Origin of the sequence: Streptomyces sp. (assembly GCF_031181705.1) — a bacterium.
In the GTDB taxonomy this organism is placed as follows: domain Bacteria; phylum Actinomycetota; class Actinomycetes; order Streptomycetales; family Streptomycetaceae; genus Streptomyces.
On the sequence record NZ_JAPSKN010000038.1, the window covers coordinates 14,431 to 39,434 of the forward strand.

Genomic DNA, 25,004 nt, shown 5'->3' on the forward strand with positions numbered 1-25,004 from the left:
CGTTCGGAGCAGTCATTCACTCGACTGGATGGCATATTCCAGGGGAGACTTCCAGTCAGGCGTGTCAGGGGTGTAGCATCCCGCGCCTCGCCCGGTCGGAGGTCCCTTCGGCGGCGGTTCAGCGTGCGTAGTCCTTCGCCAGACGCTCGATGAGCTGCCGCGACTGGTCCACGTTCAGCGACTGGGCGCGCAGGTGCTCGTACATCACCGTGTACTTCTGCACGTCGAGCGGCTTCTCCAGGTACAGGTCGCTGGTGACGCCCTCGATGTACACGACGCTGGAGTCGGCCGCGTCGGCGAACTCCAGGATCGAGTACTGGCCGTTGATGCCGGCGTGCGCGCCGACCTCGAACGGCAGGACCTGCACGGTGATGTGGGGCAGCTGCGACATCTCGATGAGATGCTCCAACTGCTCGCGCATCACTTCCTTGTTGCCCACGACCCGGTGCAGGGACGCCTCGTCCAGCACCACCCACAGCCGCAGCGGGTCCGTCTCGGCGGTGATACGGCCCTGCCGGCGCAGCCGGACCTCGACGCGCTTGTCGTGGTCCGCCTCCGTCGCCTCCGGCGAACCGCCCCGGATGATGGCCTCGGCGTAGGCGCGCGTCTGCAACAGGCCGGTGATGATCTGGGGTTCGTAGACCCGCAGCGACTCGGCGTCCGTCTCCAGGCCGATGTAGACGGAGTAGGGGATGTCGCCGAAGGCGTGCCACCAGCCCTGCTGGCGCGAGTCCTTGGCCATCTGCATCAGCGACTCGACGATCCGCTGGTCCTCGACCTCGTACACCCCGCACAGGTCGCGCACGTCGCGCTGGCTGATGCTGCGCCGCCCGTTCTCCAGGCGGCTGATCTTCGACTGCGACACCAGCAGCCGCTCGGCCACTTCCTCGGCCGTCATGCCCTTGAGCTCGCGGAGCCTGCGGAGCTCCTGACCGAGCCGGCGCCGCCTGACGGTGGGATTGACATTGGACGCCACGGGACGTGCACCTCCGGCTGCGTGCCTCTACTTTGCGTATCTGCTGTTGAGCAGACTGCCACCAAGGTGCTTCCTACCGCTGGGAAACGGTGGATATGCGACGGGTACACGCCAGTTCGGGAACGGCACGCCGAGCGGGGCGGCGAGAGTCTGCGCTCTCGCCGCCCCGCTCGGACAGCGGCTCCCGTGACCGGGCTCGTGGGGTCCCGTGATGTGTGCCGGTCGTAGGCGGTGCCCGGTGGTACGGCGCGGCTCAGTGGGCCACGGCACGCGCCATGGATCCGTGGCGCGGTTGCATCGGAACGCCTCGGGCGGGTTCCGGTGCGGGCCTGGCTCCGGCGGCCGGACGGCCGGACGGGGCCGGGCTGCGGCGCGGCTGGGCCGCCGCGCCGTTCTGGACGTCCATCACGGCGTGCGCGACGAGACCGCCCATGGGGTCGTGCCTGATCAGGTCCCTGAGCCGGGAGCGAGAGGAGCGTCCCTCGTTGCCCGGGTACAGGTGCTTGCCGAGGCCGACCGCGTGCGCCAGTGCGGCGAGCGCCGCGGTCCGCGGGTCCGGCGGTACGCCGGTGCGGATCGCGGAGTCCAGCCGGGCCCTGATCTCCCGGCTGATCTCGTTGTCCGTCGCCTGGTAGCGAGTCGTCGGCAGCACTCCGCACATCTGGCCCGCCACGGCATGCACCATGCCGCACCGCTCCAGATGCGAGAGGTAGGTCTGGCGGAGCCCCAAGCGCGGCCCGCCTATCCAGTGGACCGCCCGTACGGGAGCACCGCGCCTTCGCAGCAACTCCAACGCGCAGTCCAGAGTCGGATCTCCAGTCGGCCGTGGTACCACCACGGCGATACGATCCCCGTCTGGGGCTATCCGTCCGGCCAGCGCCAGCTCCACTAGCTGTGCTCCGGCCAGGCCGAGGTCGAGCGACTGCGGCTGTGCAGTGGTACCCGTGGCCGGGTCCAACGCCAGCAGCAGAAGCTCCTCCGGAAGTGTTCTGCGGCTCCTGCCCATCCATGCCTCCCCGCGTGGATGAATGACAGGGTGACCCCTCTCACATTGGTCTGTCGAGGGTGCGTGACCGGTTCGTAGTGGAACCAGTAGGTATGTCGTTCTCGTCTACCGGATGGATCCGGTCCGCACACAGGACACTGGTACATGGTTCGGACAGCGCCGGGGAGCGTTGTCAGGGCGGCGGTTCACGTTCGGTACGCGCACGCGGGTCGTGCGGCGCGAGGAGGAGGCATCGGTGGCGGGCGAGTCCCCCGACAGGTCGAAGCAGCGCGAGTCGTCGGCAGAACCGACGTCGGGGAGCGCGGGTCCGGTTCCCGGGGCCAGGAGCGAGTCAGCGGACCCGCGGCTCGCGATGGCGCGGGAGGCGAAGAAGTCCTCGGGGCACGCGGGTGTCGACACGGCGACCCGCGTGCTGTCCGCGCGGACGGCCGAGGAGCGGGGGGACGCGCAGCGCGGCGCGGGCGACTCCGCTCCCGAGGAGGCCGCCGAGTCCGCCGAGTCCGTGGAAGCGTCCGGTGGGGACTCCGGCGAGCGGGGTGCGGGCGGCTCGGACGGACGGACGCGGAACGCGGTGGCGGCGTGGGTCGCCTCGGCCGACGGCGACGAGAAGCAGACCGGCAAGGGCGCGGACTCCCGGGAGGCCCGGAAGACCGACGCCGAGCCGGGACACGAGGCCCCTGAGGCCGACTCGGGCGTGCGCGACGGCGGGGACGCGGAGGCGGCCGGGGAGACCGCGGGCGCATCGACCACCGACGCCGGCACGGACGCCGAGGGCGCCGACGGGGCCGGCGAGCTTGCCCGGGGTGACCGGGAGGCCACCGGCGCGGCGGACGAGGCGGGCGAGGCGCACGAGGCCACGGATGCCCTGGAAGACGCCCAGGAGGCCGCTGAGGCGGCGCCGACGGGCTCCCGGGGCCGGGACGAGGCCGAGGAGCCGGAGGCGGACCGTTCCGCCACGGCCGGTGGCAGCACGCGCACGGAGGAGACCGGGCCGGCCGACTCCGTCGACGGCGAGGCCGCCGCTGCCCTCAAGGCCCACAACCCCACCGACGGCAAGGCGAGCGGCCCGAGCCCCTCCGCGGCGGCGGACAGCACCGGCGACAAGGCATCCGAGACCGCCGCCCCCCGTACCTCCGGCGGCGCAGAGGCGGAGCCCGACACCGACACCGACGGGGACACCGACGGCGCGGCCTCCGACGCGGACGCCTCCGAGGCCGACGGCGAGTCCCGGCCGGACACCGACACCAAGCCCGCACCCGCGGCCACCACCAGCACCGGCACCGGCAAGACCCCGGCCTCCGACACCGACCAGGCCGGCACCGGCAAGGCCGACGGCAGCAAGGCGGGCGACGGCAAGGCGGGCGACGGCAAGGCCGGCACCGCCAAGGCAGCCGGTGGCAAGGCAGCCGGTGGCGAGGTCTCCGCGCCGCCCGTCGATCAGCCCACCGCCGTCTTCAAGGCCGTACGGCCCCCGGTCGATCAGCCCACCACCATGCTCAAGCTCGGCGGCGGCACCAAGGACGCGGCCGGGAAGACGGACGCTCCCGAGAAGGACGCCGAGCGGACCAGCAAGTTCGTCGCGCTCAAGCCGCTGGACGACCCGGCGGCCCGGAAGCCCGTCCCGCCCGCCGAGGCCACCGCCCCCGTCCCCACCGTCGGCCCCGAGCGCACCACCCAGCAGCCGCTGCCGCCGAAGCCGCCGCTGGACCTGCTGGCCGAGCTGACGAACACCCCGCCGCCCCCGGAGACCCCGCTGCGCACGGCCGTGCGGCGGGTGAAGATCTGGACGCCGCTGGTGCTGCTGCTGGTGATCGTCTTCGCGGTCGTGCAGAGCGTGCGCCCGCTGCCGACGCCCACCCTCGAACTCACCGCGAAGGACAGCTACACGTTCGAGGGCGGCCAGACCGACATCCCCTGGCCCACCAAGGGCCAGGCCGCGCTGGACGTCCAGGGCATCGGCACGTTCGGCTCGTCCGGCGAGCAGAAGCCCGTGCCGATCGCCAGCGTCGCCAAGGTCATGACCGCCTACGTGATCCTGCGCGACCACCCGCTCAAGAGCGGCGCCGAGGGGCCGAAGATCGACATCGACCAGGCCGCCGAGGACCAGTCCGACGCCGGCCAGGAGTCCACCGTCGACGTCACCAAGGGCGACAAGATCACCCAGCGGGAGGCCCTGGAGAGCATCCTGATCGCGTCCGCGAACAACGTGGCGCGGCTGCTCGCCCGTTGGGACGCGGGGTCCGAGAAGGCGTTCGTGCAGAAGATGAACGACGCCGCCAAGGACCTCGGCATGAAGAACACGACGTACACCGACCCCTCCGGCCTGAACAACACGACCGTCTCCACGGCCGTGGACCAGGTGAAGCTCGCCAAGGCCGCCATGCAGCAGCCCGCCTTCCGCGAGGTCGCGGCGATGATGTCGTACGTCGACTACAAGGGCACCCGGCACGACAACTGGAACCGCCTGGTCGGCTCCAACGACGTCACCGGCATCAAGACCGGCACCACCACCTCCGCCCTCGGCAACCTCGTCTTCTCCGCGAAGAAGGACGTGAACGGCGAGACGCACCGGATCATCGGCGCGGTCGTGCGCCAGCCCGCCGGCGGCCCCGACAACACCATCCTGGGCGCCGCGCTCCACGAGGGCGACCGGCTGATCCGGGCCGCGCAGGGCGCGCTGGAGTCGGCGACGATCCTGAAGAAGGGCACGGTCGTCGGGTACGCCGACGACGGGCTCGGCGGCCGTACGCCGGTCGCCGTCACCGAGGACGTCACGGCCGTCGGCTGGGCGGGCCTGTCCGTGAAGCTGACGTTCGCGGCGGACGACCTGCCGCACACGGCCGAGGCCGGCACCAAGGTGGGCACGCTCACCGTCGGGGACGGCAGCAGCGGCGCCGTGAAGGTTCCGGTCGCCCTCCAGGAGGACCTGGTGGAGCCGGGCTTCGGGGCCAAGCTCACGCGCATCGGCTGAGCCGGGGCGGCGCCCGCGCGAGCGCACCCCGCCGGTGGCGGCCCGTCCGGGCGCTGCCCGGCGGGGTGCGTGCTAGCGTCGCGAATCGGGGCAGGTCGCCGTGCGCGGCGGCGCGGCCGGGGGAAGAAGCCGGGAACAGAAAGACGGGACACGGGGAGTGCCTTCGAGTGGCCACTGCGGAGCCGACACGCGCAGACGACACCGGTCCGGGCCCGGTATCCGGCCCACGAATACGCGCGCCCAGAACGCCGGACCCCGGCACACCTGACGGCACGGCCGACCCCGTGCCCGAGAGCGCGTCCCCCGGATTCCGCCGGCCCCCCTTCGTGCCGGCCGTGCGGGAGCGGATGCTGCGCCACCCGGTGCTCTCCATCACCGGGCTCGCCGGGGTACTGCACGTCGTCTGGTTCTTCACCTTCGCGAACAGCGGGGGTGACCTGGCCGCGCAGGACGCGTGGGCGGAGTTCGTCGGCCGGCATCCGGACTCGGCGTACAACCTCGCCTGGTACGGCGGCATGCACCCGGTGTCGTACAGCGTGGTGTCGCCGTATCTGATGTCCGTGCTCGGGGTGCGGACGACCATGATGATCGCGGGGACGGTCTCGGCCGGGCTGCTGACCCTGCTCCTGCTGCGCAGCCGTTCCGTCCGCAATCCGCTGTGGGCGTCGCTGGCGGGCGTGTTCGGGCTGTTCTGCAACGCCGTGTCCGGCCGGGTGACCTTCGGTCTGGGCATGATGTTCGCGCTCGGCGCGGTGGCGGTGGTGTTCTGCTGGCCGTACCGGTGGCGGTACAAGCGCTGGGCGAAGGCGCTGTGCGCGGCGCCGCTGGCCGCGCTGGCCACGATGGCGTCGCCGGTGGCGGGCCTGTTCGTGGGCCTGGTGGCGGTGGCGCTGTTCCTGCAGAAGCGGCGGCCGGGCGCGTGGGCGCTGGGTCTGGCGCCGAGCGCGGTGGTCGCGGTGTCGGCGTGGCTGTTCCCGTTCTCGGGGACGCAGCCGATGATGTTCGGCTCGGTGGTGCTGCCGCTGGCGTTCTCCGTCCTGGTTCTCGTACTGGTGCCGCGGGAGTGGAAGACGGTCCGGCTCACGGCCGCGGTGTACGGCCTGGGGGTCGTACTGGTGTGGCTGATCAGCTCCCAGATCGGTTCGAACATCACGCGTCTGGCGATGCTGTTCGCCGGTGTCGCGCTGGTCGCCGCGCTCCCGTTCACGGTGGAGCGCAGCCGCAAGTGGTACGCGGCCGTGGTCGCCCTCGTCGGCTTCGGGGTGTGGATCGGCTTCAAGACGATCGACGACATCGTGCACACGGCCCCGGCGGCCTCCTGGTCGCGCGAGCTCGCCCCGCTGGTCAACGAGTTGCAGGAGGTCGGTGCGGAGAAGGGCCGGGTGGAGGTCGTCCCGGCCCGCTCCCACCGCGAGGCGTCCGCCCTCGCGCCCTACGTCAACCTGGCCCGCGGCTGGAACCGTCAGGCCGACATGGAGCGCAACCCGCTCTTCTACGACGACACCCTGAACTCGGCGAACTACCGCGAGTGGCTCAAGCGCTGGGCGGTCCACTACGTCGTGCTGCCGAAGGACGAGCCGGACGGCGACGGCGGCGAGCGGGAGCGGGCGCTGGTGCAGCGGGGTCTGCCCTATCTGACGCAGGTGTGGGGCGACGCCAACTGGCAGTTGTTCAAGGTCACCGATCCGACCCCGCTGGCCGAGCCGAACGCCGTCGTCGAGCGGGCCGAGCAGGGCGAGATGGTCCTCCAGGTGCGCAAGGCGGGCCGGATCCTGGTCCGCATCCCGTACTCGCCGTGGCTGAGCATCGTCGACGCGGAGGGCAAGAGCCTGAAGCCGCCGCAGGAGACGGAGGCCTCCAAGGACCGGCCGGAGGGCGAGCCGAAGTCGTACGTGAACGTCAACGGCTGTCTGCGGGAGACGGAGGAGGACGCCCAGGGCGACCGCTGGACGGAACTCCTCGCGCCGAAGCCGGGCACGTACCGCCTGGCGGCGCCGTACCAGCTCCCGCGCGGCACGCCGTGCCCGGAGGAACTGGGCTGACCGGGCCGCTCCCGCGGCGGGGGCGGTCCGCGGTGGTGTTCCTGGCGTCGGACCGGACCCCGGTGATCATTTGACAGTCATCGCTGGTCAACGCGGGAAAGCCCTGTGCGATGAGTTCACATAGGTGAACCGAGGCCATCACGTCGAACAATTTTACCTCCCCTTGACTCAACGGTCACTTGTCGTGTTCACGCGACAGCGCCCACGATGAGCGCCGGGCTGATCCCTGGGAGGGCGCACATGAACGGTCTCGACTGGGCCGTGCTCATCGGCTACTTCGCCGTGATGGTCGCGATCGGTGTCTGGTCGCACAAACGGGTGGACAACGTCAGCGACTTCTTCACCGCGGGCGGCAAGATGCCGTGGTGGCTGTCCGGCATCTCGCACCACATGTCGGGCTACAGCGCGGTGATGTTCACCGGGTACGCGGGCATCGCCTACACCTACGGCGTCACGTCGTTCGTCACCTGGTCCTTCCCCATCGCCCTGGGCATCGCCATCGGGTCGAAGCTGTTCGCCCCGCGCATCAACCGGCTGCGTTCCCGGCTGCATGTGGCGTCCCCGCTGGAGTACCTGAAGAACCGCTACGACCTGAAGACCCAGCAGGCGCTGGCCTGGTCGGGCATGCTGCTGAAGATCGTGGACGTGGGCGCGAAGTGGGCGGCGATCGCCACGCTGCTCTCCGTCTTCACCGGGATCTCCCTCAACCAGGGCATCCTCATCACCGGCGGCATCACGGCCATCTACTGCACGATCGGCGGCCTGTGGGCGGACGCGCTGACCGAACTCGGGCAGTTCATCATCCAGTTGCTGGCCGGCATCGCGATGTTCGCGGCGGTGTTCGTCCGGCTCGACGACCACGGCGGCTTCTTCGGCGTCTGGGACTCCCCCGAACTCCAGGGCCACGAGAAACCGCTGGTCGGCCCGTACGGCACGGTGTTCCTGCTGGCGTTCCTCTTCATCAAGCTGTTCGAGTACAACGGCGGCATGCTCAACCAGGCCCAGCGCTACATGGCCACCCCGAACGCCAAGGAGGCCGAGCGCTCGGCCCGGCTGTCGGCGATCCTCTGGCTGGTCTGGCCGCTGGTGCTGTTCTTCCCCATGTGGATGTCGCCGCTGCTGGTCGAGTCGCAGAAGCCGGACGGTTCCGACTCGTACGCCCTGATGACCGAACAGCTCCTGCCGCACGGCCTGCTGGGCCTGGTCATCGTCGGCTTCTTCTCGCACACCATGGCCATGTGCTCCTCCGACGCCAACGCCATCGCGGCCGTGTTCACCCGGGACTGCGCGCCGGTGATCTGGGCGCGGGCCCGGACCTGGAACCAGAGCCAGGGCCTGCGGGTGGCGCGGATCGCGACGGTCGTCTTCCTCGGTCTGTCCATGGCGGCGGCCACCCAGGTCAACTCGCCCGCGTTCAAGGACATCATCACGGTCGTCATCAAGTGGGTGGCCGGTCTGATGGGCCCGATGGCGATCCCGATGATGCTGGGCCTGCTGCGGGCGTTCCGCCGCTCCGGCCCGACCGCGGCGCTGGCCAGCTGGTCGATGGGCCTGTTCGCCTTCTGGCTGGTGAACTACCCGATCAACTGGAACGTCGAGGGCGGCGTGCCGCTCCAGTACCAGGTGTCGATCCCGCTGGCCGTGTCCCTGGTCCTGTACATCGTGATCGGCTACATCAGGCCCGAGGACACCCCCGAGCGCCTCGCGCTCATCGAGAAGATCAACACGGACGGTGACGGGGCCGCGGCGGCCACCGTGCCCGCCCCGGCGGGCGGCGCCCAGGACGCCACCGTGCGCACCACCGTCAAGGACTAGCCGCGGCACGGCCGCGACGACCGTAGGCCCCCGCCTGTCCCGGCGGGGGCCTACGGCTGCTCAGTCGTCCTCGTCCAGGGCGCCGGTGACCTTGCGCAGGTCGACGAACTTGAAGTCGGTGTTGTCGCGGACCTCCCCGTCCGCGTCCGTCTCCTGCGGGGTGTTGTGCCCGTCCTGCACCACGAGCAGGCCCTTCGGGTAGCGCGAGCCGAGCGGGGCGTTCAGTACGGCCGCGCCGTCGCACTCCTCGGAGCCGTCGACGGTCCCGGCGGTGACCCGGAAGCCGCCCTCGTACTCGTTGCCGTCAAAGACCTCGCGGTCGTAGGCGGCGAAGGTGTCGTCGCCCTGGCTGGAGGCGAGCAGGTAGCCGTCGCCGTCCCCCTCGTCGAGGATGGTCAGGCCCTCGACGTCGGCGGACAGGTGCGTGCCGCCGTAGCCGGGGTCGGCGCCCGCGACGCACTCCTCGGTCGCCTCGTCGTAGGTGGCGGGGACGCCGTACTCGCGGACCTTGTCGATCAGCTCGGCCCTGCCGCCGAGGTCGGCGGGCAGCCGCCAGATGCCGACGTCCTCCTGGCCGGCGTAGAGCACCTTGTTCGCCGGGTCCACGACCATGCCCTCGACCTGGGGGAGGTCTCCGGGGTCGGTGCAGGGGGCCCAGGACGTGCCGTTGGGGAGGGTGAAGGAGGCGGGCAGGTCGTAGGTGCGCACCTTCCGGTAGGAGACCGCTCCGCGGGAGGTCGTCCTCAGCTCCAGCAGGGCGAGCCGGGTGCGGCTGCGCCGGCTGACCACGGCGTAGGAGCGGCCGGTGGCCTTGTCCTTCCAGGTGGCGAGGCCGTAGGGGGTGGCCTGGTCGTCGACCTCGTCCTGGTCCTTGGAGAAGACCAGCGGGGCGTTCGGGTCGGTGATGTCGGTCAGCGGGCGGGCGGCGCCCGGGGTGATGCGGTAGATCCGCAGGTGGTCGCGGCCGCGGTCGGTGACGACGGCGACGTCGGCGCGGCCGGTCGGCAGCGGGAACCCGGAGATCAGGTCCACGTTGTTGAAGCGGCCCGGCTTGGCGTCGGGGGTGGGCGCGGGCGGCGCCGGGATCGACTGCACCTCCTCGCCCGCCAGGTCGTACACGCGCAGGCCGCCCTCCTTGGCGGTGGCGATCACCAGGCTGGCGTCGGGGTCGGCGGCGTTGCGCCAGATCGCCGGGTCGTCGGCGTCGGCGTTGCCGCCGGTGTCGTCGCCGTACAGGGCCGGGGTCTCGCTGGTGGCGGTCACCCCCGGGAGCCCGGGGCCGGCGGCCAGGGCCGGGGTGGGCAGGACCGCCATGGCCGTCAGGACCGCGGCGACCGCGGCCGTCTGTGTCGCGCGCAGGTTGCGCACAGTGCCTCCACGAAGGGGGATGAACGGACGAGACCCGGTGGAGCAGCCACGGGAAGGCGATCCCCGCGTCGGGCCGTGCAGATCCTGTGGACCGAAGGTGACGGGACGACCACGGTACGGTGACGTGACCATGCCAGGAAAGTGAGCGGGGGGAACGGCGTCCTACACGGCGCGCGGGTACCGGGCCAGCCAGCCCGGGGACGACCCCGCCGGGCCGTGCAGGGCCGGGCCCTGGGTCATCTCCATGGCGAAGTCGTCGGCCAGTTCCAGGATCGTGGGGCGGCCCTCCAGCTCGGCCAGCCAGGCCGGGGGCAGGGCCGTCTCGCCGTGCAGGGCGCCGAGAAGGCCACCGGTCAGGGCGCCCGTGGCGGCGGAGGGGCCGTCGTGGTTGACCGCGAGGCACAGCCCGTGGCGGACATCCGGGGCGACCAGCGCGCAGTACACGGCCGCCGCGACGAGCCCCTCGGCGGTGCCCGCCCCGCTCAGCTCGGCGATCCGCTCCGGCCCGGGCATGCCCTGCCGCACGGCGCCCAGCGCGTGCTGCAGCGCCTCCGCGACGGGCTGGTGCCCGGGGCGGGCGGCGAGCAGGGCGAAGGCGCGCTGCACCGCGCCGTCGAGGCTCTCGCCGAGGGCCAGCCCGTGCACGATCACGGCGTACGCGCCCGCCGCGAGGCAGGCCGTCGGGTGCCCGTGGGTCTGCGCCGCGCACTCCACCGCGAGCTGGGCGACGAGCTGCGGCTCCCATCCGACGAGCAGCCCGAACGGCGCCGACCGGGCGGCGGCCTCGGGCCCGGCCTCACCCGGGTTCTTGGGCGCGTCCGGGGTGCCCATGGTGTCGTCGCCGAGCCCGAGGAGCAGCGCGCGGCTGGGGTCGCGGCGGGCGTACAGCCACTCCTCGCGCGCGAGCCAGCCGTCCTCCTTGCGGCGCTCGTCGGGCCCCCAGTCCCGCTGGGTGGCGGCCCAGCGCAGATACGCCCGGTGCAGGTCGGTCGGCGGGTGCCAGGCGCCGGTGTCCCGCCGCACCTGGGCCCTGATCAGCCCGTCCACGGAGAACAGGGTCAGCTGGGTGAGGTGCGTTATGGCGCCGCGCCTGCCGTAGGCCGGAGCCAGGTCCAGCAGTCCCTCGGCCCCGTGCGCCTCCCGTATCTCGTCGATCCCCAGCCCGTCCACGGGCGCGCCCAGCGCGTCCCCGACGGCCGCGCCGAGCAGCGTCCCGCGCACCCGGCTGCGGAAGTCCTGCTGCTCCGTACGCCCCCAGACGGCACCGGCAGTCGCACCCACCTTGACCTCCCAGGGGCACCGTCCACACGTACGACAGCTCGCCACTGTAATCGAATGGGGACGGTGGGTTCAGGGGGCGGGAAGGGGCGGGACCGGGCCCGGGTTCTCCCGAGCGGGGGGGTGTCAGCCGTACCAGGTCACGTTGCAGACGTCGCCGGGGCGGCGGTCCGGGGCGCGCGCGAGGGCGCGCTGGGGTGCTGCTCAGTGATCGGGAAGGTCTCTTCATCCTTGGTGATCAGGCCCTCGCAGTGGGATGGCAGTCCCGGCGGGGGCCGTATTCGTGTCTGGCAGTTGTCTGCGCCGACGCTGCACCATCGACTGCCCGCCGCGCCAGCCGCGTCATGACGCACCGGGACACGGTCAGGCCAACGCCAGTTCGGCCCAGACCGTCTTGGCTCCGGCCGGAGCCTGAGTCACGCCCCAACGGTCCGCGTACGCCTCGACGATGAGCAGGCCCCTGCCGCCTTCCGCGTCCCCCGCCACCGGGTCCGGGACGCACGGGACCCGGTCGCCCCGGGCGTCCGTGACCTCGACGCGCAGCGTGCGGTCGACGCGCAGTTTCAGCCGCAACCGGAAGTCCCTGCCCTGCACGCGTCCGTGCCGTACGGCGTTGGACGCCAGCTCGGCCACGACCTGCGCGGCAGCGCCGTAGGGCTCGCCCCACGCGTCGAGTTGGCGTTCGGTGAGCAGCCGCGCCAGTCGCGCACCCCTTCGAGTCGCCGACAGCTGAACGGCGAGGTGGCGGGTGTGCGCGGGGATCCGGGTGGGGGATTTCTGACTCATGTCACCCAGCGTGGCCGACCGTCCCTACTCTGAACAGCGACGACCTCGGTACCGAGCGTGACTGTCCGGTCGTGCGGCGGGGTCGTACGGGTCGTACGTCAGGGAGGGAAGGCGTGGAGGACGAGGAAGCGGCGGCCGTGCTCAGGACGGTCGGGCGGCAGATCAAGATGTGGCGCGAGGCGGCGGGACTGAAGCAGGCGGAGCTGGGGTCGGCCATCGGGTACGGCGAGGAGATGGTGTCGTCCGTGGAGCGGGCCCGCCGCATCCCCAAGCCGGATTTTCTCGACAAGGCGGATGAGGTGCTCAGCGCCGGCGGCAAGCTGGCCGCGATGAAGGAGGACGTGGAGAAGGCTCGGTATCCGAAGAAGGTGCGGGACCTAGCGCGGCTGGAGGAGGAGGCCGTCGAACTCGGGGCCTACGACAACCACCAGATCAACGGGCTGCTTCAGATCCCGCAGTACACACAGGCGTTGTACGCCATGAGACGCCCCGCCTTCACGGAGGACGAGATCGAGCGGTACGTCGCGGCGCGCATGGCACGCAAGGCCGTGTTCGACCGCGTGCCGCGAGCGCTCATCACGTTTGTCCAGGAAGAGACGACACTGCGCAGGCCGCTCGGGGGCAGAATGGTGCTCCGCCAGCAGCTCGAACATCTGTTGGAGGTGGCCAAGTTGCGGCACGTGTCGATCCAGGTCATGCCGACGGACCGGGAGGACCACGCGGGTATGGCAGGTCCGTTCAGGGTGTTGAAGCTCCAGGAGGGCAGGACACTGGGGCACTTCGAAGCCCACCTGCACAACCGCGTGATCAGCGACCCCCGCGACGCCCAAGTCCTCGACATGCGCTATGGAATGATCCGGGCGCAGGCCCTCTCGCCGCGAGAGTCCCTGGCCTTCATCGAGAAAGTTCTGGGAGAAGAGACGTGACCCCCGAGCTCGACTGGTTCAAGAGCAGCTACAGCAGCAACGACGGACCCGACTGCGTCGAAGCCGCGATATCCCCTTCCCCCCAACTCGCCATCCACGTCCGCGACTCCAAGAACAGTGGCGGCGCCCGTCTGACCTTCACCGCAGGCACCTGGGCCGAGTTCCTGGAGTTTGCCACGGAGCGCTGATCCGTCGGCAGAATGATCGACATGGCCACCTCCACAACCCCCCGCGGCGGGCTGTCCCTCGCCGCCACGCTGCTCACCGGGACCATCGCCCTCTACATGGCGCTGGTCGCCTTCGGGAACATCACCGACTTCGGCACCAACCAGCAGTTCGTCCGCCATGTGCTGGCGATGGACACCACGTTCAAGGACGAGGACCTGATGTGGCGTGCCATCACCAGCGAAGGGCTCCAGGACGCCGCGTACGTCGCGATCATCGTGTGGGAGACCGTCGCCGCGCTCGTCCTCATATACGGCACGTGGCTGTGGGCCGGACGCGATGCCGTGCGCGCCCGGCGGATGTCGACGTACGGGCTGCTGATGGTGATGCTGCTGTTCGGGGCCGGGTTCATCGCGATCGGCGGTGAGTGGTTCTCCATGTGGCAGTCGAAGAACTGGAACGGGCTGGACGCCGCGACCCGGATCTTCCTGTTCAGCGGGATCGTGCTGATCGTCAACCAGCTGACGGCCCCGCGGGCGGAGACGTCAGCTACCTGACCACGGCCACGGTCGTGCCGACCGTGCCGAACGCCCACAGTGCCGTGCCGTCCGCCTTCTTCATCCGGACCCCGCCGGTCTTGCCGCCGGAGGCGGCGGGCGGCGGGGAGGACCCGTCGACCGCGTTGGAGAAGGCGACGGAGACACCGTCCTGCGCGGCGAAGTACATGATGTGCTCGATCGGGACGCCGTCGGAGCCGGTCGTGGCCGCGTTGCGGGACGAGATCGTGTAAGTGCCGGGGTCGGGGCTGACCGTGCCCGGCCAGACCGTGAACGTCCGGCGGGTCGCCTCGCTCGCGTCGACCATCCACACCCTCTTCTCCCCCAGGGAGTAGACGATGCGCCGGCCGGTGCCGGAGCCGTCGGGGACCCGGGCCGGGGCGGACGCCGTGGGCGTGGGCCGGGCCGACGCCGAGCTGCTCGGCTTGGCGGAGGTCGCGGTGGGATGCGGGCCCTTGTCCGCCTGCACGGCCAGGACCGCCACCGCGGCTATCGCTCCCACGGTCAGCCCGGACGTCCAGGCCCACGAAGGAAGTCGGGCAGGCACCGGCACGCATCTCCTCAGTCACGGGACCCCGCACAGCACCGGGGTTCCGATCATCGTACTGCGCGCCCGCCGCTCCCCCACTGCCTCGGGGCCCGGCTTCTCAGGGTCCCCCGGCGGTCTTGCGGACCGGGACGGGACCCGTGCCGGCGCCGCGCGCGGTGTAGCGCGGGGTCCGCACCGGGGCCGGGTAGGAGAGGTGCACCAGCCGGGTCTGCTCCTGCCGCATGTGCGTGAGCGACTCCAGGATGTAGCCCACCAGCAGGACCAGCGCGGCGATCGTCATGATCGCGGCGGCGAGGATCGCCGTGGGGACGCGGGGCACGGTGCCCGTGCGGACGAAGTCGGCGATGACGGGGATGCCGAGGACCACCGAGACCAGGGCCAGCGCGCCCGCGATCACGGTGTGCACGAGCGAGGGGCGCTCGCGGCGCGCCAGGTCGAGGATGACCCGCAGGATGCGCCAGCCGTCCCGGTAGGTGCGCAGCTTGCTCTCGCCGCCCGCGGGCCGGACCCGGTAGTCCACGGGCACCTCGGCCGTGGGCAGCCGCAGGTGCAGCGCGTGGATGGTCATCTCCGTCTCGGTCTCGAACTCGCGGGCCAGCGCCGGGAAGGACTTCACGAACCGCCGTGAGAAGACCCGGTAGCCGCTGAGCATGTCGGTCACGTCGTTGCCGAACAGCGAGCGCACCGCCCCGGTGAGCACCTTGTTGCCGACCGCGTGCCCGGCCCGGTAGGCCCCGTCGCAGGTGACCCGGCGGGCGCCGACGACCTGGTCGTACGGCCCCTCGAAGAGCAGGTCGACCAGGTCCCGGGCGCGGGAGGCGTCGTAGGTGTCGTCGCCGTCGATGAGGAGCACGGCGTCGGCGTCCACGTCGGCGAAGGCGCGGCGGATGACGTTGCCCTTGCCCTTGCGGGACTCGTGCCGGACGATCGCGCCGGCCTCCCGGGCCAGCTCCGCCGTACGGTCGGTGGAGGCGTTGTCGTACACGTAGACGACGGCCTCGGGGAGGGCGGCGCGCAGGTCGCGGACGACCTTGCCGACGGCCGCCTCCTCGTTGTGACACGGCACGACACACGCGATCGTCGGTTCCACGACCACTCCTCACCCGGACCGATGCCCTGTTGCCCGCCTTGTTCGCCTGCCTCGTTCACCAGGCATGCTTTTGTGGGGAAATCATGCGATATGAGCGCGTCTGAGGGGTGGGGGCACGCCGGGTCGTTACGCTCACCGTGTGCCGGTCCTCGCATCTGTGACGCTGCGTGCGCGTGACGCCGTCAGGGGCGTCTGGCGGGAGGCCGCCAGGTTCGGCGTCGTCGGGGCCCTGGCCTTCGTCGTCGACAACGGCGGCTACAACCTGCTGGTCTTCGGCCTGCCCGGCGGCGCGCAGGGCGGGGTGATGCGGGCCGCCCCCGTGCAGGCGTCCGTGCTGGCGACGGGCGCGGCGGCGCTGTTCAGCTGGGTCGGCAACCGGTACTGGACCTACCGCCACCAGCACCGCGAGAAGGTGACCCACGAGCTGGTGCTGTTCCTCGTCGCCAACGGCGTCGGGCTCGTCATCACCGCCGGGACCGTCTTCGCCTCGCGGCAGTTGCTCGGGCTCGACTCGGCGCTCAGTGACAACACCGCCCGCATCCTCGGCTGGGTGCTCGCGACACTGTTCCGCTTCTACGCCTACCGGCGCTACGTCTTCGTCGCCCCCTGAGCCGTTAGCATCCGGCATATGTCGCAAACTGGACGGGTGTCGGAGGCTCAGCGCTGGATCGCGGGTCTGGCCGCCGTCGCCGCGGTCTGCTGCCTGGGCACCGTCCTCGTCTTCGCACCCGGCTTCCTGAGCCCCGACAGCCTCGACCAGCTCCAGCAGGCCGAGGGCAGCAGACCCCTGACCGACTGGCACCCGCCCGTGCTGAGCCTGGTGTGGCGGGCCCTCATCGCGGTGACCGGCTCGCTCACGTCGATGCTGGTGCTGCAGTCCCTCGTCTTCTGGGGGGCGCTGTGGGTGCTGTCCTGGGCCGTGTGGGAACTGACCGGGAGCCGGGCCGGATCCCTCGCGGTGCTCGGGCTCGGGCTGACCCCGTTCGTGCTGACGTTCGCCGGTGTGGTGTGGAAGGACGTGCACGCGGCGTTCGCGCTGCTCGCGGCGTGCGCGGTGGCGTTCACCGGGCTGCGGATCCGGGACCGTGGGGTGCGTCCCGCCGTGCGGTGGGCGCTGCTCGGTCTCGGCGTGCTGTTCCTGGCGTACGCCATGCTCGTGCGCAAGAACGCCTTCCTGGCCGCGCTCCCCGTCTTCGTGCTGCTGGTCCTCGCGCTGTGGCGCGCTCCCGGCCGCCGCAGGTGGGTGACGTGCACGGCGGCGCTCGCGGCCGGGCTCGTCGTGCCCGCCGCCGCCATCTCCCTGTTCGCCGAGCCGCTGCAGACGAAGCAGGGCGCCCAGATCATGCTCGACGACCTGGTGCACGTGCTGACGGTCGACGAACTGCGCTCGGCGGACGTCCCGCCCGCGCTGCGCGACCGGCTCGTGGCCTCGGCCCGGGAGTGCGCCCGCACCGGCGCCCTGTCGGACGCCTACTGGGCCTGCTACGAACGACCCGCCGACGGGCTGCGCGGGGACTCGGACGAGATCACCTCCCTGTGGCTGCGGGAGATGCGCGGGCACGTGCCGGGGTACGTGCAGTACCGGCTGCGGCTCTTCGCGACGCTGCTGTTCGAGACCGACTACGTGTACAAGGCGGGCATCACCCGCAACGACCTGGGCGTCGAGGTGGCGCACCCGCAGCTGGAGGCCATGCTCGGCACGTACGTCAACGGCGTGGCGAGGGACCTGCGGTGGCTGTTCCGCGGCTGGTTCTGGCTCGCCGTCGCGCTGGTGCTGTCCCTCCGTCCCGGCCGGGGTCTGTTCTCGACGCCGGTCCGGGCGCTGGGCATCAGCTCCGCGGCCTACGTCCTCGGCTATCTCCCGATCATGCCCGCGACGGACTTCCGCTACGTGTACTGGCCGGCGCTGGCCTGCGGCCTCGGGGTGCTGCTGCTGTGGCTGGGCCGCAGCACGTCTCCCCCAGGGCCCGCGCACCCCGGCGCCACGACCGGCCGGCCCCTGGCGGAGCATCAGCCGGCGGACGCCGGGGGCCAGTAGGACCCGTCAGTCCAGCACCGGAAGCAGCTCCGGCAGATGCCCGTCGGAGGCCGCCGCCGCCCGCTGCCGCTCCTGCGGGACCTCGCCGTACAGGGTGGTGCGGGGCCTGGCGGGACGCCCGGCCGCCTCGGCCACGGCGATCAGGTCCCGGACCGACTTGTACGAGCCGTACGACGAGCCCGCCATCCGGGAGATGGTCTCCTCCATGAGCGTGCCGCCGAGGTCGTTGGCGCCGGAGCGGAGCATCTCGGCCGCGCCCTCCGTGCCGAGCTTGACCCAGCTGGTCTGGATGTTGGGGATGTGCGGGTGCAGCAGCAGCCGGGCCATGGCCGTCACCGCGCGGTTGTCCCGCATGGTCGGGCCCGGGCGGGCGATCCCCGCCAGGTAGACCGGCGCGTTGGTGTGCACGAACGGCAGCGTCACGAACTCGGTGAAGCCGCCCGTGCGCTGCTGGATGTCCGCGAGGGTGCGCAGGTGCCCGAGCCAGTGGCGGGGCTGGTCGACGTGCCCGTACATCATGGTGGAGGACGAGCGGATGCCCAGCTCGTGGGCGGTCGTCACGACGTCGATCCAGTCGGCCGCGGGCAGCTTGCCCTTGGTGAGGATCCAGCGGACCTCGTCGTCGAGGATCTCGGCGGCCGTGCCCGGGATGGTGTCCAGGCCCGCCTCCTTGGCGGCGGTCAGCCACTCGCGGACCGACAGGCCCGTGCGGGTCGCGCCGTTGACGACCTCCATCGGCGAGAAGGCGTGCACGTGCATGCCGGGGACCCGTTCCTTCACGGCCCGGGCGATGTCGAAGTACGCCGTGCCGGGCAGGTCCGGGTGGATGCCGCCCTGCATGCAGACCTCCACCGCGCCCACCTCCCACGCCTGCTGGGCCCGGTCGGCGACCTGGTCCAGGGAGAGGGTGTAGGCGTCGGCGTCGGTGCGGCGCTGGGCGAAGGCGCAGAAGCGGCAGCCGGTGTAGCAGACGTTGGTGAAGTTGATGTTCCGCGTGACGATGTAGGTGACGTCGTCGCCCACGGCCGACTTGCGCACGTCGTCGGCGACCCGGGCCAGGGCGTCCAGGGCCGGTCCGTCCGCGTGCAGCAGCGCCAGCGCCTCGGCGTCGGTGAGCCTCGTCGGATCGTCGGCCGCCGTGCGCAGGGCCTGACGGACGTCGGTGTCGATGCGCTCGGGTGCCATGCCCGGGGCGGCGGCCTCGCGCAGGGCGCCCCAGTCGCCGTACACCTCGTCGAAGTCGTCCCGGCGGTCGGAGCTGCGGCCCTCCGTGTCGATGGAGGTGTGCAGGTCGGTACGGCCCGAGGCGACGAACACCTCCTCCGGCTCCTGCCAGGGCAGGCCCCGCGGCAGGGCGCCGGGGCGGGCGAGGCCGGTGTCCGGGTCGGCCAGGGCCGCCACGTGCGGGCGCAGCCGCGGGTCCAGCCAGGGCTCGCCGCGCCGGACGAACTCCGGGTAGACGCAGAGCCGTTCGCGCAGCTCGAACCCGGCCGCGCGGGACTTCTCGGCCAGCTGCTCGATCCGCGGCCAGGGGCGTTCGGGGTTGACGTGGTCGATGGTGAGCGGGGAGACGCCGCCCCAGTCGTCGATGCCGGCGCGGATCAGCCGTTCGTACTCGTCGTCGACGAGGTTGGGCGGGGCCTGGATGTTGCCGCCCGGGCCCATGAGGAGGCGGGCGACGGCGACCGTGGCGACCAGTTCGTCCAGTTCCGCGTCGGGCATGCCCCGCATCGCCGTGTCCGGCTTGGCACGGAAGTTCTGGATGATCAGTTCCTGGACGCCGTGGTAGGCGCGGGAGACCTTGCGCAGCGCGAACAGCGACTCGGCGCGCTCCTCGTAGGTCTCGCCGATGCCTATGAGCAGCCCGGAGGTGAAGGGCACGGAGGACCGCCCGGCGTCCTCCAGCACCCGCAGGCGGACGGCGGGCTCCTTGTCCGGGGAGCCGTGGTGGGGGCCGCCCGGCTCCGACCACAGGCGGGTCGCGGTGGTCTCCAGCATCATGCCCATGCTCGGCGCGACGGGCTTGAGCCGCTGGAAGTCGGCCCAGCTCATGACGCCCGGGTTCAGGTGGGGCAGCAGGCCCGTCTCCTCCAGGATGCGGATGGAGATGGCGCGGACGTAGGCGAGGGTGTCGTCGTAGCCGTGCGCGTCGAGCCACTCGCGCGCCTCGGGCCAGCGGTCCTCGGGCTTGTCGCCGAGGGTGATGAGGGCTTCCTTGCAGCCGAGGGCGGCGCCCTTGCGGGCGATGTCCAGCACCTCGTCCGGGGACATGAACATCCCGTGGCCCTCCCGGCGCAGCTTGCCGGGGACGGTGACGAACGTGCAGTAGTGGCACTTGTCCCGGCACAGCCGCGTCAGGGGGATGAAGACGCTCTTGGAGTACGTGATGACGCCGGGCCGGCCGGCCGCCTCCAGCCCCGCGTCCCGCACCCGGGCGGCCGAGGCCGACAGGTCCTCCAGGTGCGCACCCCGCGCCTGGAGCAGCACCGCCGCCTCGGCGACATCGAGGGAGACGCCGTCCCTGGCCCGTTTCAGGGCGCGACGCAGGGAGTTCTCGGTGGGGCCGGATCCGGGGGTCGCGGGAGTCGTCATCCTTCGAGCATACGAGTGCGCTGATCAGGCCGAGCAGGAGTGGTCCGGGCAGTCTCCGGCCACTCCCGCAGCGCCGCCCGGGCCGCGTGGTAGCCGCACATCCCGTGGACGGAGGGGCCCGGTGGGGTTGCCGAGGAGCACAGGTAGGTGCCCGGCAGGGGTGTGCGGTAGGGGTTCCAGCGGGGCACCGGCCGGGCCAGCGTCTGCCACAGGGTCATCGCGCCCGAGGCAATGTCGCCGCCCACGTAGTTGGCGTTGTACGCCGCCAGGCGCGCCGCCGTGACGCCGCGTTCCGCGAGCACCGTGTCGGTGAAGCCCGGGGCATGCCTTTCCAGGGCGGCGCGGATCACCGGCAGAGGGTCGCGGGTGTCACCGTGCGGCACGTGGGCGTAGGCCCAGACGGGTCTGCGCCCCCGCACGGCCCGGGCCGGGTCGGCGGCGGCCGGGTCGACCACGATGACGTACGGGTGCGGCGAGCGCAGGCCACGGGCCGTCACCGTCTCGGCGCGGGCCAGTTCCGATGCCGTGCCGTGCGCGCCGCCCAGGTGGATCGTGGCGGTCCGGGAGAGACGGGGGTCGCTCCACGGGATCGGGCCGTCGACAAGGAAGTCCGCTTTGGCGGCGCCCGGGCCGTAGCGGTAGCGGGACAGCGCGCGGAGGTAACCGCTCGGCAGAGGGGCGATCCGGGCCAGCTCGCGGGGCGAGACGTCCAGCAGGGTGAAGTGGCGGGCGGGCAGGTCGCGGAGGCTGTCCACGCGGACGCCGGTGTGGATCCGCCCGCCGAGCCGTTCGAGGTGTGCGGCCATGACCGCGGCGACGGCCTGCGAACCGCCCCGCGGTATGGGCCAGCCGGTGGCGTGGGCGAGGTGCCCGAGCAGCAGCGCGACCGCGGCGGCCGCCGGGGAGGGCAGCCGGCCGATGCCGTGGGCGGCCACGCCCGTGAGGAGCGCCCGGGCCGCGTCGGTGCGCAGCGGGCCGCCGGTGCGCAGGACCTGCGCCGGCAGCCGGCCGGCCAGGACGGCCACGGCCCGCGGGTTCGGGGGCGTGCGCTGGGTGGAGAGCATCAGCTCCACCACGTCCGCCGAGCGTTCCATCAGCGGCAGCATCAGCCTCCGCCAGCGTCGTCCGTCCTCGCCCAGTTCCGCGCAGGTGGCGTCGAGGTCCCGCCAGGCCAGCGCGGCCGGGCGGCCCTTGAGGGGATGGCCGTAGGCGGCGGGCGAGTGCAGCAGGGCGACGCCGTGCGCCTCAAGGTCCAGGGACCGCATGAACGGCGAGACCGGTGCCATGGGGTGGACCGCCGCGCAGATGTCGTGCAGCACCTCCGAGTCGAACAGGGGCTCCGAGCGCAGTCCCCCGCCGATGCGCTCGTGCGCCTCGAACACCTCCACCCGCAGTCCGGCGCGGGCGAGGGTGAGCGCGGCCGCGAGCCCGTTGGGCCCGGAGCCGACGACGACGGCGTCCGTCATGCGAGTCCTTTCAGTGGAAGGCCAGCCACCCGATGCCCAGGGCACAGGTGAGACCGGCGGCGGCCACGGCGGCCGGGCGGTGGCGGTGCAGGGCGAACCAGAGCAGCGCGGCGGTCACCAGCACCGCGCCCGTGCCGACGGCGGCACGCAGCGGCCCGTCGCTGTAGCCGTACTCACCGAAGTGCCGCGCCAGCCAGGCGAACCAGGCGATCCTCATGACGTCCCCCGTGCTTCTCTCTGTGCTTCTCTCGGACGGCGGTGATCAGTTCCCGCCCTGCGGCGCGGGGGCCGCAAGGAGGGTCTTCCTGGCGAGGCTGTCGGTGCCGGCCGTGTCACCGAGGCGGTGCAGGACGAGCCAGCGACCGTCGTCGTGCGCCGCCGCCACCACGGACGAGCCGCGGGTGGCGCCGTTGTGCCAGGTGATGGAGGAGCCCCGCTGCCAGCTGGGCGCGGGCGGGCCCAGCCGGTGCTCGACCAGCAGTCCGACCACGACCCCGGACAGAGTCCGGCAGGTGGACCACAGGCCGCCGGCCGGCAGGATCGGGCCCGTCAGCGTCCACAGCGGCCTGGGCCGGCCGAACAGGCCACGCGGGACAAGACGCAACTCCTGCGGCGGCAGCGCGGTCACCGAGCCCGCCTCGAGCCCCAGGGGCAACAGCACCTGCTCGTCGACTAGTTGCTGGTACGAGCGTCCCGTGACCGTCGTGAGCGCATACCCGAGCACCGCGTACCCGAGGTTGGAGTACTCCTCCTCCCCCAGCCGGCCCGTGGCCACCCGATCCAGCTCGCGCAGCGAGGTGCGCAGGGCATCCTCCGTGAAGGTGGCGTACGGGTCGTCGGGCGGACCGGAGGGGCCGACGGGCAGGCGTGGCAGGCCCGAGGTGTGCTCGGCCAGGTGCCTCAGCGTGATGCCCGTCCCCGCGGGCACCTCCTCAAGGCACTCCTCCAGCGGCGTGTCGAGGCCGACGACGCCGTCCTCGGCCAGCCGGGCCAGAACGGTTCCGGTGAACACCTTGCTGAGGGAACCGATCTCGACGAACCGGTCCTGGTCATGGCCGTGGGTGGCCCGGTCCTCGATACCAGGGCCGCCCAGCAGGCAGGTAGGGGTGGGCACGGTGGGTGTCGCTCCTGTCGTCAGACGAGTTCGGCCTCGGGTGCGGCCGACTTGGTTCCGCTCCGCCCGCCCCGGGGCGCCGCTGCCGCGGGCTCCGTCGGCTCCGCCCTGGGCGTCCGGCCCCCGGGCAGGTGGGCCCTGGCCCACAGCACAGCGCGGTCCAGGGCGCCGGAGAGGAAGACGAGATCACAGGCGATCATGGTCAGCGCGAAGCCGGTCAGCCCCATGAAGAACGCGATCGACAGGTGGAAGCAAATGGACACGGCGGCCGCCCAGGGGCGCAGCGCCGGCACGAGCACTCCCATGGGGAAGTACACCAGGAAGGCGACCGTGCCGTAGGTGCCGAGCACCACCAGGACGTCGTTCTCGTACACCAGGTGTGACCAGCCGGGCAGTTCGAACTCCGCGACCCGCATGATGTAGAAGAGCGCGGTGCCGTCCTGCCACTCCTCGCCCATCACCTTGTAGAGGCCGGAGACGACGTAGACGAGGCAGATCTGCGCCGCCACCATCAGGACGCCCAGGTTGTGCAGCGGCACGGACACCGCCCGCAGCCGGCCGGGAACCCGCTCGGCGAGACGGGCCGCGAGGCCGGTGGGCAGGGTGAACCGGTCGTAGCAGCGCGTCAAGAGCAGGAACGGGATGACGACGTAGGCGAGGTTGTCTCCGCCGTCGAGGAGGCCGGGCTGCCGCTGGTAGACGGACCACAACAGGACCCAGTGGAGCGCCAGTCCGGGCCTGCCGCCAACGCCGAGCATCACCGCCAGCGCCACCGCGATACCCAGGTGGTAGACGACCTGGAAGAACGCGGTGGATCCGGACAGCGCGTAGACGCTGAAGCCGTTGAGCTGCGCCGTGAATTCCTCGTGGGGCAGCACCCCGTTGGGGCCGAACAGGTAGTTCCGCTCCCGGTACTGGCCGACGTAGTACATGAGCCCGACAAAGCCGAGGAGCGCGCGTGTTCCCGAGACGCCGGTCACGGCCACCGCCTCCGACGACCAGGAATCCAGCCGGGCGGTGACTTTCCCGAAGGCATTCGTCATCGCATTCGGCATCGGCATGGAATTCTTCATCGCAGATCCCGGGTCTTCTGCCAGGAGAAATCCTTCACCAAGACCTTTCCCTCAGCGGATGCGTCGTACCGCTTCGACCACGGCGGCAACTCGTGGACGTACATACGGACCTGCACCTTCACGGCTTTTCCGGCGCACGCGGCCGTCAGCTGGTCGTAGGCGTACCGGGACAGCCCTTTCACGGCCTCGGCCTCGGTGGCCTTCTCGAAAGGCAGCGGGGGCAGTGCGGGTTTCTTGTCGTTGGTCTGCTGCTGGCGCAGTCTGCGCAGGAGTTCCTCGCTGCTGGTGATGTTCTGCAGGTGCGCGGAGACGATACGGACCTCCCGCGACGGGAAGAAGCGTGAGCTCTGCGCCTTTTCCACTCCCCGGGCCGAGACGTCGTAGTACGGCGTCAGCGATCCGTCCGCGCAGGCGGCTCGGGCGAGAATGCCGCGGTCGTCGGAGACGGGGGTCGGGGCGAAGAGCTGCCAGTTCTGCGAGAAGTACGGGTCGAGGTATTCCGCCACCGTGTCGCCGTAGACGAGCTTCGCCGGGCTGAGCGGCGCCTGGGACAGGGCGGCCATGGTCATGTGAGCGCCCAGGAGGGCGCCGCCGACAACGAGCGCCACCCTCCTGGTCGTGCGATACGTGGTCGTCACGTGGTGCTTACCGGTCGAAGACCGAGTCGGCCGTGACTCCCTGCGGCAGGTCGGCCGGAGGCGCGAAGACGCTGCCGTGGGACAGCATGTTGTCGGCGTTGCTCTTCGCGACGACGGCCATGCCCTTGCCGACGGCCGTGGCCTTGTTGGCCGCCTTGGTGGCGGCCTTGCCCACGGACTTGGCGGCCTTGCCGACCAGGGAACCAATGGCCTGCGGGGCCTTGTCCTGCGACGGCTGGGCGGCGGCCACCGGCGCGGCCGGCTGGGCCGGTGCGGCCTGGGCGCTGCCCTGGGTGGCGACGAAGAGTGCGACACCGGCGGTGGCGACACCGGCGGCGGTGGCGATCTTCTTGATGTTCATCGGGTTCTCCCCCATGACGGTTGATCCGGGTGTGGACGAGCCATGCGCCCGGTGCGGTGTTCCGGGTAGAAGCGATCGCATGGCGAACAACACCCTCGAGCCTGCCATTTGTGAGGCGGGCCCTCCATTGCCTCTTGCGGCATTGCCCGATCCGGCATTGCCTCATGCGGCATTGCCTCATGCGGCATTGCC

Annotated in this window: 22 protein-coding genes; 8 read left to right on the top strand and 14 right to left on the bottom strand. The window is 71.7% G+C overall.

Annotated elements, in window-relative coordinates; genetic code table 11:
- Positions 1-118: 118 nt before the first annotated feature.
- Positions 119-976 (bottom strand): helix-turn-helix transcriptional regulator, encoded by an 858-nt coding sequence (locus tag RIN80_RS10730; RefSeq protein WP_309095311.1) that lies wholly within the window; start codon positions 974-976, stop codon positions 119-121.
- A gap of 253 nt (positions 977-1,229) precedes the next feature.
- Positions 1,230-1,982, bottom strand: coding sequence for a GPP34 family phosphoprotein (locus tag RIN80_RS10735; RefSeq protein ID WP_309095312.1), 753 nt, complete (start codon positions 1,980-1,982; stop codon positions 1,230-1,232).
- Between the two features lie 235 nt (positions 1,983-2,217).
- On the opposite strand from RIN80_RS10735, the gene RIN80_RS10740 reads away from it, so the two are divergent.
- The 3 genes from RIN80_RS10740 (at position 2,218) to RIN80_RS10750 (ending at position 8,810) form a co-directional block, all read left to right on the top strand.
- On the top strand, positions 2,218-4,953 hold the full coding sequence (locus tag RIN80_RS10740) for a D-alanyl-D-alanine carboxypeptidase (RefSeq protein WP_309095313.1): 2,736 nt from the start codon (positions 2,218-2,220) through the stop codon (positions 4,951-4,953).
- A 167-nt stretch (positions 4,954-5,120) separates the two neighbouring features.
- Complete coding sequence (locus tag RIN80_RS10745; protein WP_309095314.1) at positions 5,121-6,995, top strand: MFS transporter; 1,875 nt, start codon at positions 5,121-5,123, stop codon at positions 6,993-6,995.
- 240 nt (positions 6,996-7,235) lie between these two features.
- A complete protein-coding gene (locus RIN80_RS10750) occupies positions 7,236-8,810 on the top strand; it encodes a sodium:solute symporter family protein (RefSeq protein ID WP_309095315.1) in 1,575 nt (524 codons plus the stop codon).
- Between the two features lie 60 nt (positions 8,811-8,870).
- Here RIN80_RS10750 and RIN80_RS10755 read toward each other — a convergent pair whose 3' ends face one another.
- The 3 genes from RIN80_RS10755 to RIN80_RS10765 form a co-directional block, all read right to left on the bottom strand.
- A complete protein-coding gene (locus RIN80_RS10755) occupies positions 8,871-10,169 on the bottom strand; it encodes a phytase (RefSeq protein ID WP_309095333.1) in 1,299 nt (432 codons plus the stop codon).
- 171 nt (positions 10,170-10,340) lie between these two features.
- The gene (locus tag RIN80_RS10760) at positions 10,341-11,459 is read right to left on the bottom strand and encodes an ADP-ribosylglycohydrolase family protein (protein WP_309095316.1); all 1,119 of its coding nucleotides are present in this window, start codon (positions 11,457-11,459) and stop codon (positions 10,341-10,343) included.
- A gap of 360 nt (positions 11,460-11,819) precedes the next feature.
- Complete coding sequence (locus RIN80_RS10765; RefSeq protein WP_309095317.1) at positions 11,820-12,242, bottom strand: ATP-binding protein; 423 nt, start codon at positions 12,240-12,242, stop codon at positions 11,820-11,822.
- Between the two features lie 113 nt (positions 12,243-12,355).
- Between RIN80_RS10765 and RIN80_RS10770 the strand changes: the two genes are divergently transcribed.
- From RIN80_RS10770 to RIN80_RS10780, 3 genes are read left to right on the top strand one after another with little or no spacing between them, the layout of a single operon-like run.
- The gene (locus tag RIN80_RS10770; RefSeq protein ID WP_309095318.1) at positions 12,356-13,168 is read left to right on the top strand and encodes a helix-turn-helix transcriptional regulator; all 813 of its coding nucleotides are present in this window, start codon (positions 12,356-12,358) and stop codon (positions 13,166-13,168) included.
- Positions 13,165-13,356 (top strand): DUF397 domain-containing protein, encoded by a 192-nt coding sequence (locus tag RIN80_RS10775; protein WP_309095319.1) that lies wholly within the window; start codon positions 13,165-13,167, stop codon positions 13,354-13,356. The genes RIN80_RS10770 and RIN80_RS10775 overlap by 4 nt, the downstream gene beginning before the upstream one ends.
- A 21-nt stretch (positions 13,357-13,377) precedes the next feature.
- Positions 13,378-13,890, top strand: coding sequence for a DUF2165 domain-containing protein (locus tag RIN80_RS10780; RefSeq protein WP_309095320.1), 513 nt, complete (start codon positions 13,378-13,380; stop codon positions 13,888-13,890).
- On the opposite strand, the gene RIN80_RS10785 is transcribed toward RIN80_RS10780, so the two are convergent.
- Positions 13,883-14,437 (bottom strand): hypothetical protein, encoded by a 555-nt coding sequence (locus tag RIN80_RS10785; protein ID WP_309095321.1) that lies wholly within the window; start codon positions 14,435-14,437, stop codon positions 13,883-13,885. The genes RIN80_RS10780 and RIN80_RS10785 overlap by 8 nt on opposite strands.
- Positions 14,438-14,537: 100 nt before the next feature.
- Positions 14,538-15,536 (bottom strand): glycosyltransferase family 2 protein, encoded by a 999-nt coding sequence (locus RIN80_RS10790; protein ID WP_309095322.1) that lies wholly within the window; start codon positions 15,534-15,536, stop codon positions 14,538-14,540.
- A 133-nt stretch (positions 15,537-15,669) separates the two neighbouring features.
- On the opposite strand from RIN80_RS10790, the gene RIN80_RS10795 reads away from it, so the two are divergent.
- Positions 15,670-16,140, top strand: coding sequence for a GtrA family protein (locus RIN80_RS10795; RefSeq protein ID WP_309095323.1), 471 nt, complete (start codon positions 15,670-15,672; stop codon positions 16,138-16,140).
- A gap of 36 nt (positions 16,141-16,176) precedes the next feature.
- Entirely contained in the window at positions 16,177-17,568 is a 1,392-nt protein-coding gene (locus tag RIN80_RS10800) for a hypothetical protein (RefSeq protein ID WP_375141661.1), read from the top strand.
- Positions 17,569-17,574: 6 nt separating this feature from the next.
- On the opposite strand, the gene RIN80_RS10805 is transcribed toward RIN80_RS10800, so the two are convergent.
- Genes RIN80_RS10805 through RIN80_RS10835 form a run of 7 tightly spaced genes read right to left on the bottom strand, consistent with a single transcriptional unit; the run spans position 17,575 to position 24,812 of the window.
- Positions 17,575-20,160: a bifunctional FO biosynthesis protein CofGH gene (locus RIN80_RS10805; RefSeq protein WP_309095325.1), complete on the bottom strand. Its 2,586-nt coding sequence runs from the start codon at positions 20,158-20,160 to the stop codon at positions 17,575-17,577.
- Entirely contained in the window at positions 20,157-21,626 is a 1,470-nt protein-coding gene (locus tag RIN80_RS10810) for an NAD(P)/FAD-dependent oxidoreductase (protein WP_309095326.1), read from the bottom strand. The genes RIN80_RS10805 and RIN80_RS10810 overlap by 4 nt, the downstream gene beginning before the upstream one ends.
- 10 nt (positions 21,627-21,636) lie before the next feature.
- Positions 21,637-21,843 carry a hypothetical protein gene (locus tag RIN80_RS10815; RefSeq protein ID WP_309095327.1) on the bottom strand — a complete coding sequence of 69 codons (207 nt, stop codon included), beginning with the start codon at positions 21,841-21,843 and terminating at the stop codon, positions 21,637-21,639.
- A 45-nt stretch (positions 21,844-21,888) separates the two neighbouring features.
- Entirely contained in the window at positions 21,889-22,740 is an 852-nt protein-coding gene (locus RIN80_RS10820; RefSeq protein ID WP_309095328.1) for a serine hydrolase domain-containing protein, read from the bottom strand.
- A 20-nt stretch (positions 22,741-22,760) separates the two neighbouring features.
- Positions 22,761-23,801 (bottom strand): HTTM domain-containing protein, encoded by a 1,041-nt coding sequence (locus RIN80_RS10825; protein WP_309095329.1) that lies wholly within the window; start codon positions 23,799-23,801, stop codon positions 22,761-22,763.
- An 8-nt stretch (positions 23,802-23,809) separates the two neighbouring features.
- On the bottom strand, positions 23,810-24,451 hold the full coding sequence (locus RIN80_RS10830; protein ID WP_309095330.1) for a DUF5819 family protein: 642 nt from the start codon (positions 24,449-24,451) through the stop codon (positions 23,810-23,812).
- Positions 24,452-24,458: 7 nt separating this feature from the next.
- Positions 24,459-24,812: a hypothetical protein gene (locus RIN80_RS10835; RefSeq protein ID WP_309095331.1), complete on the bottom strand. Its 354-nt coding sequence runs from the start codon at positions 24,810-24,812 to the stop codon at positions 24,459-24,461.
- Between the last annotated feature and the right edge of the window lie 192 nt (positions 24,813-25,004).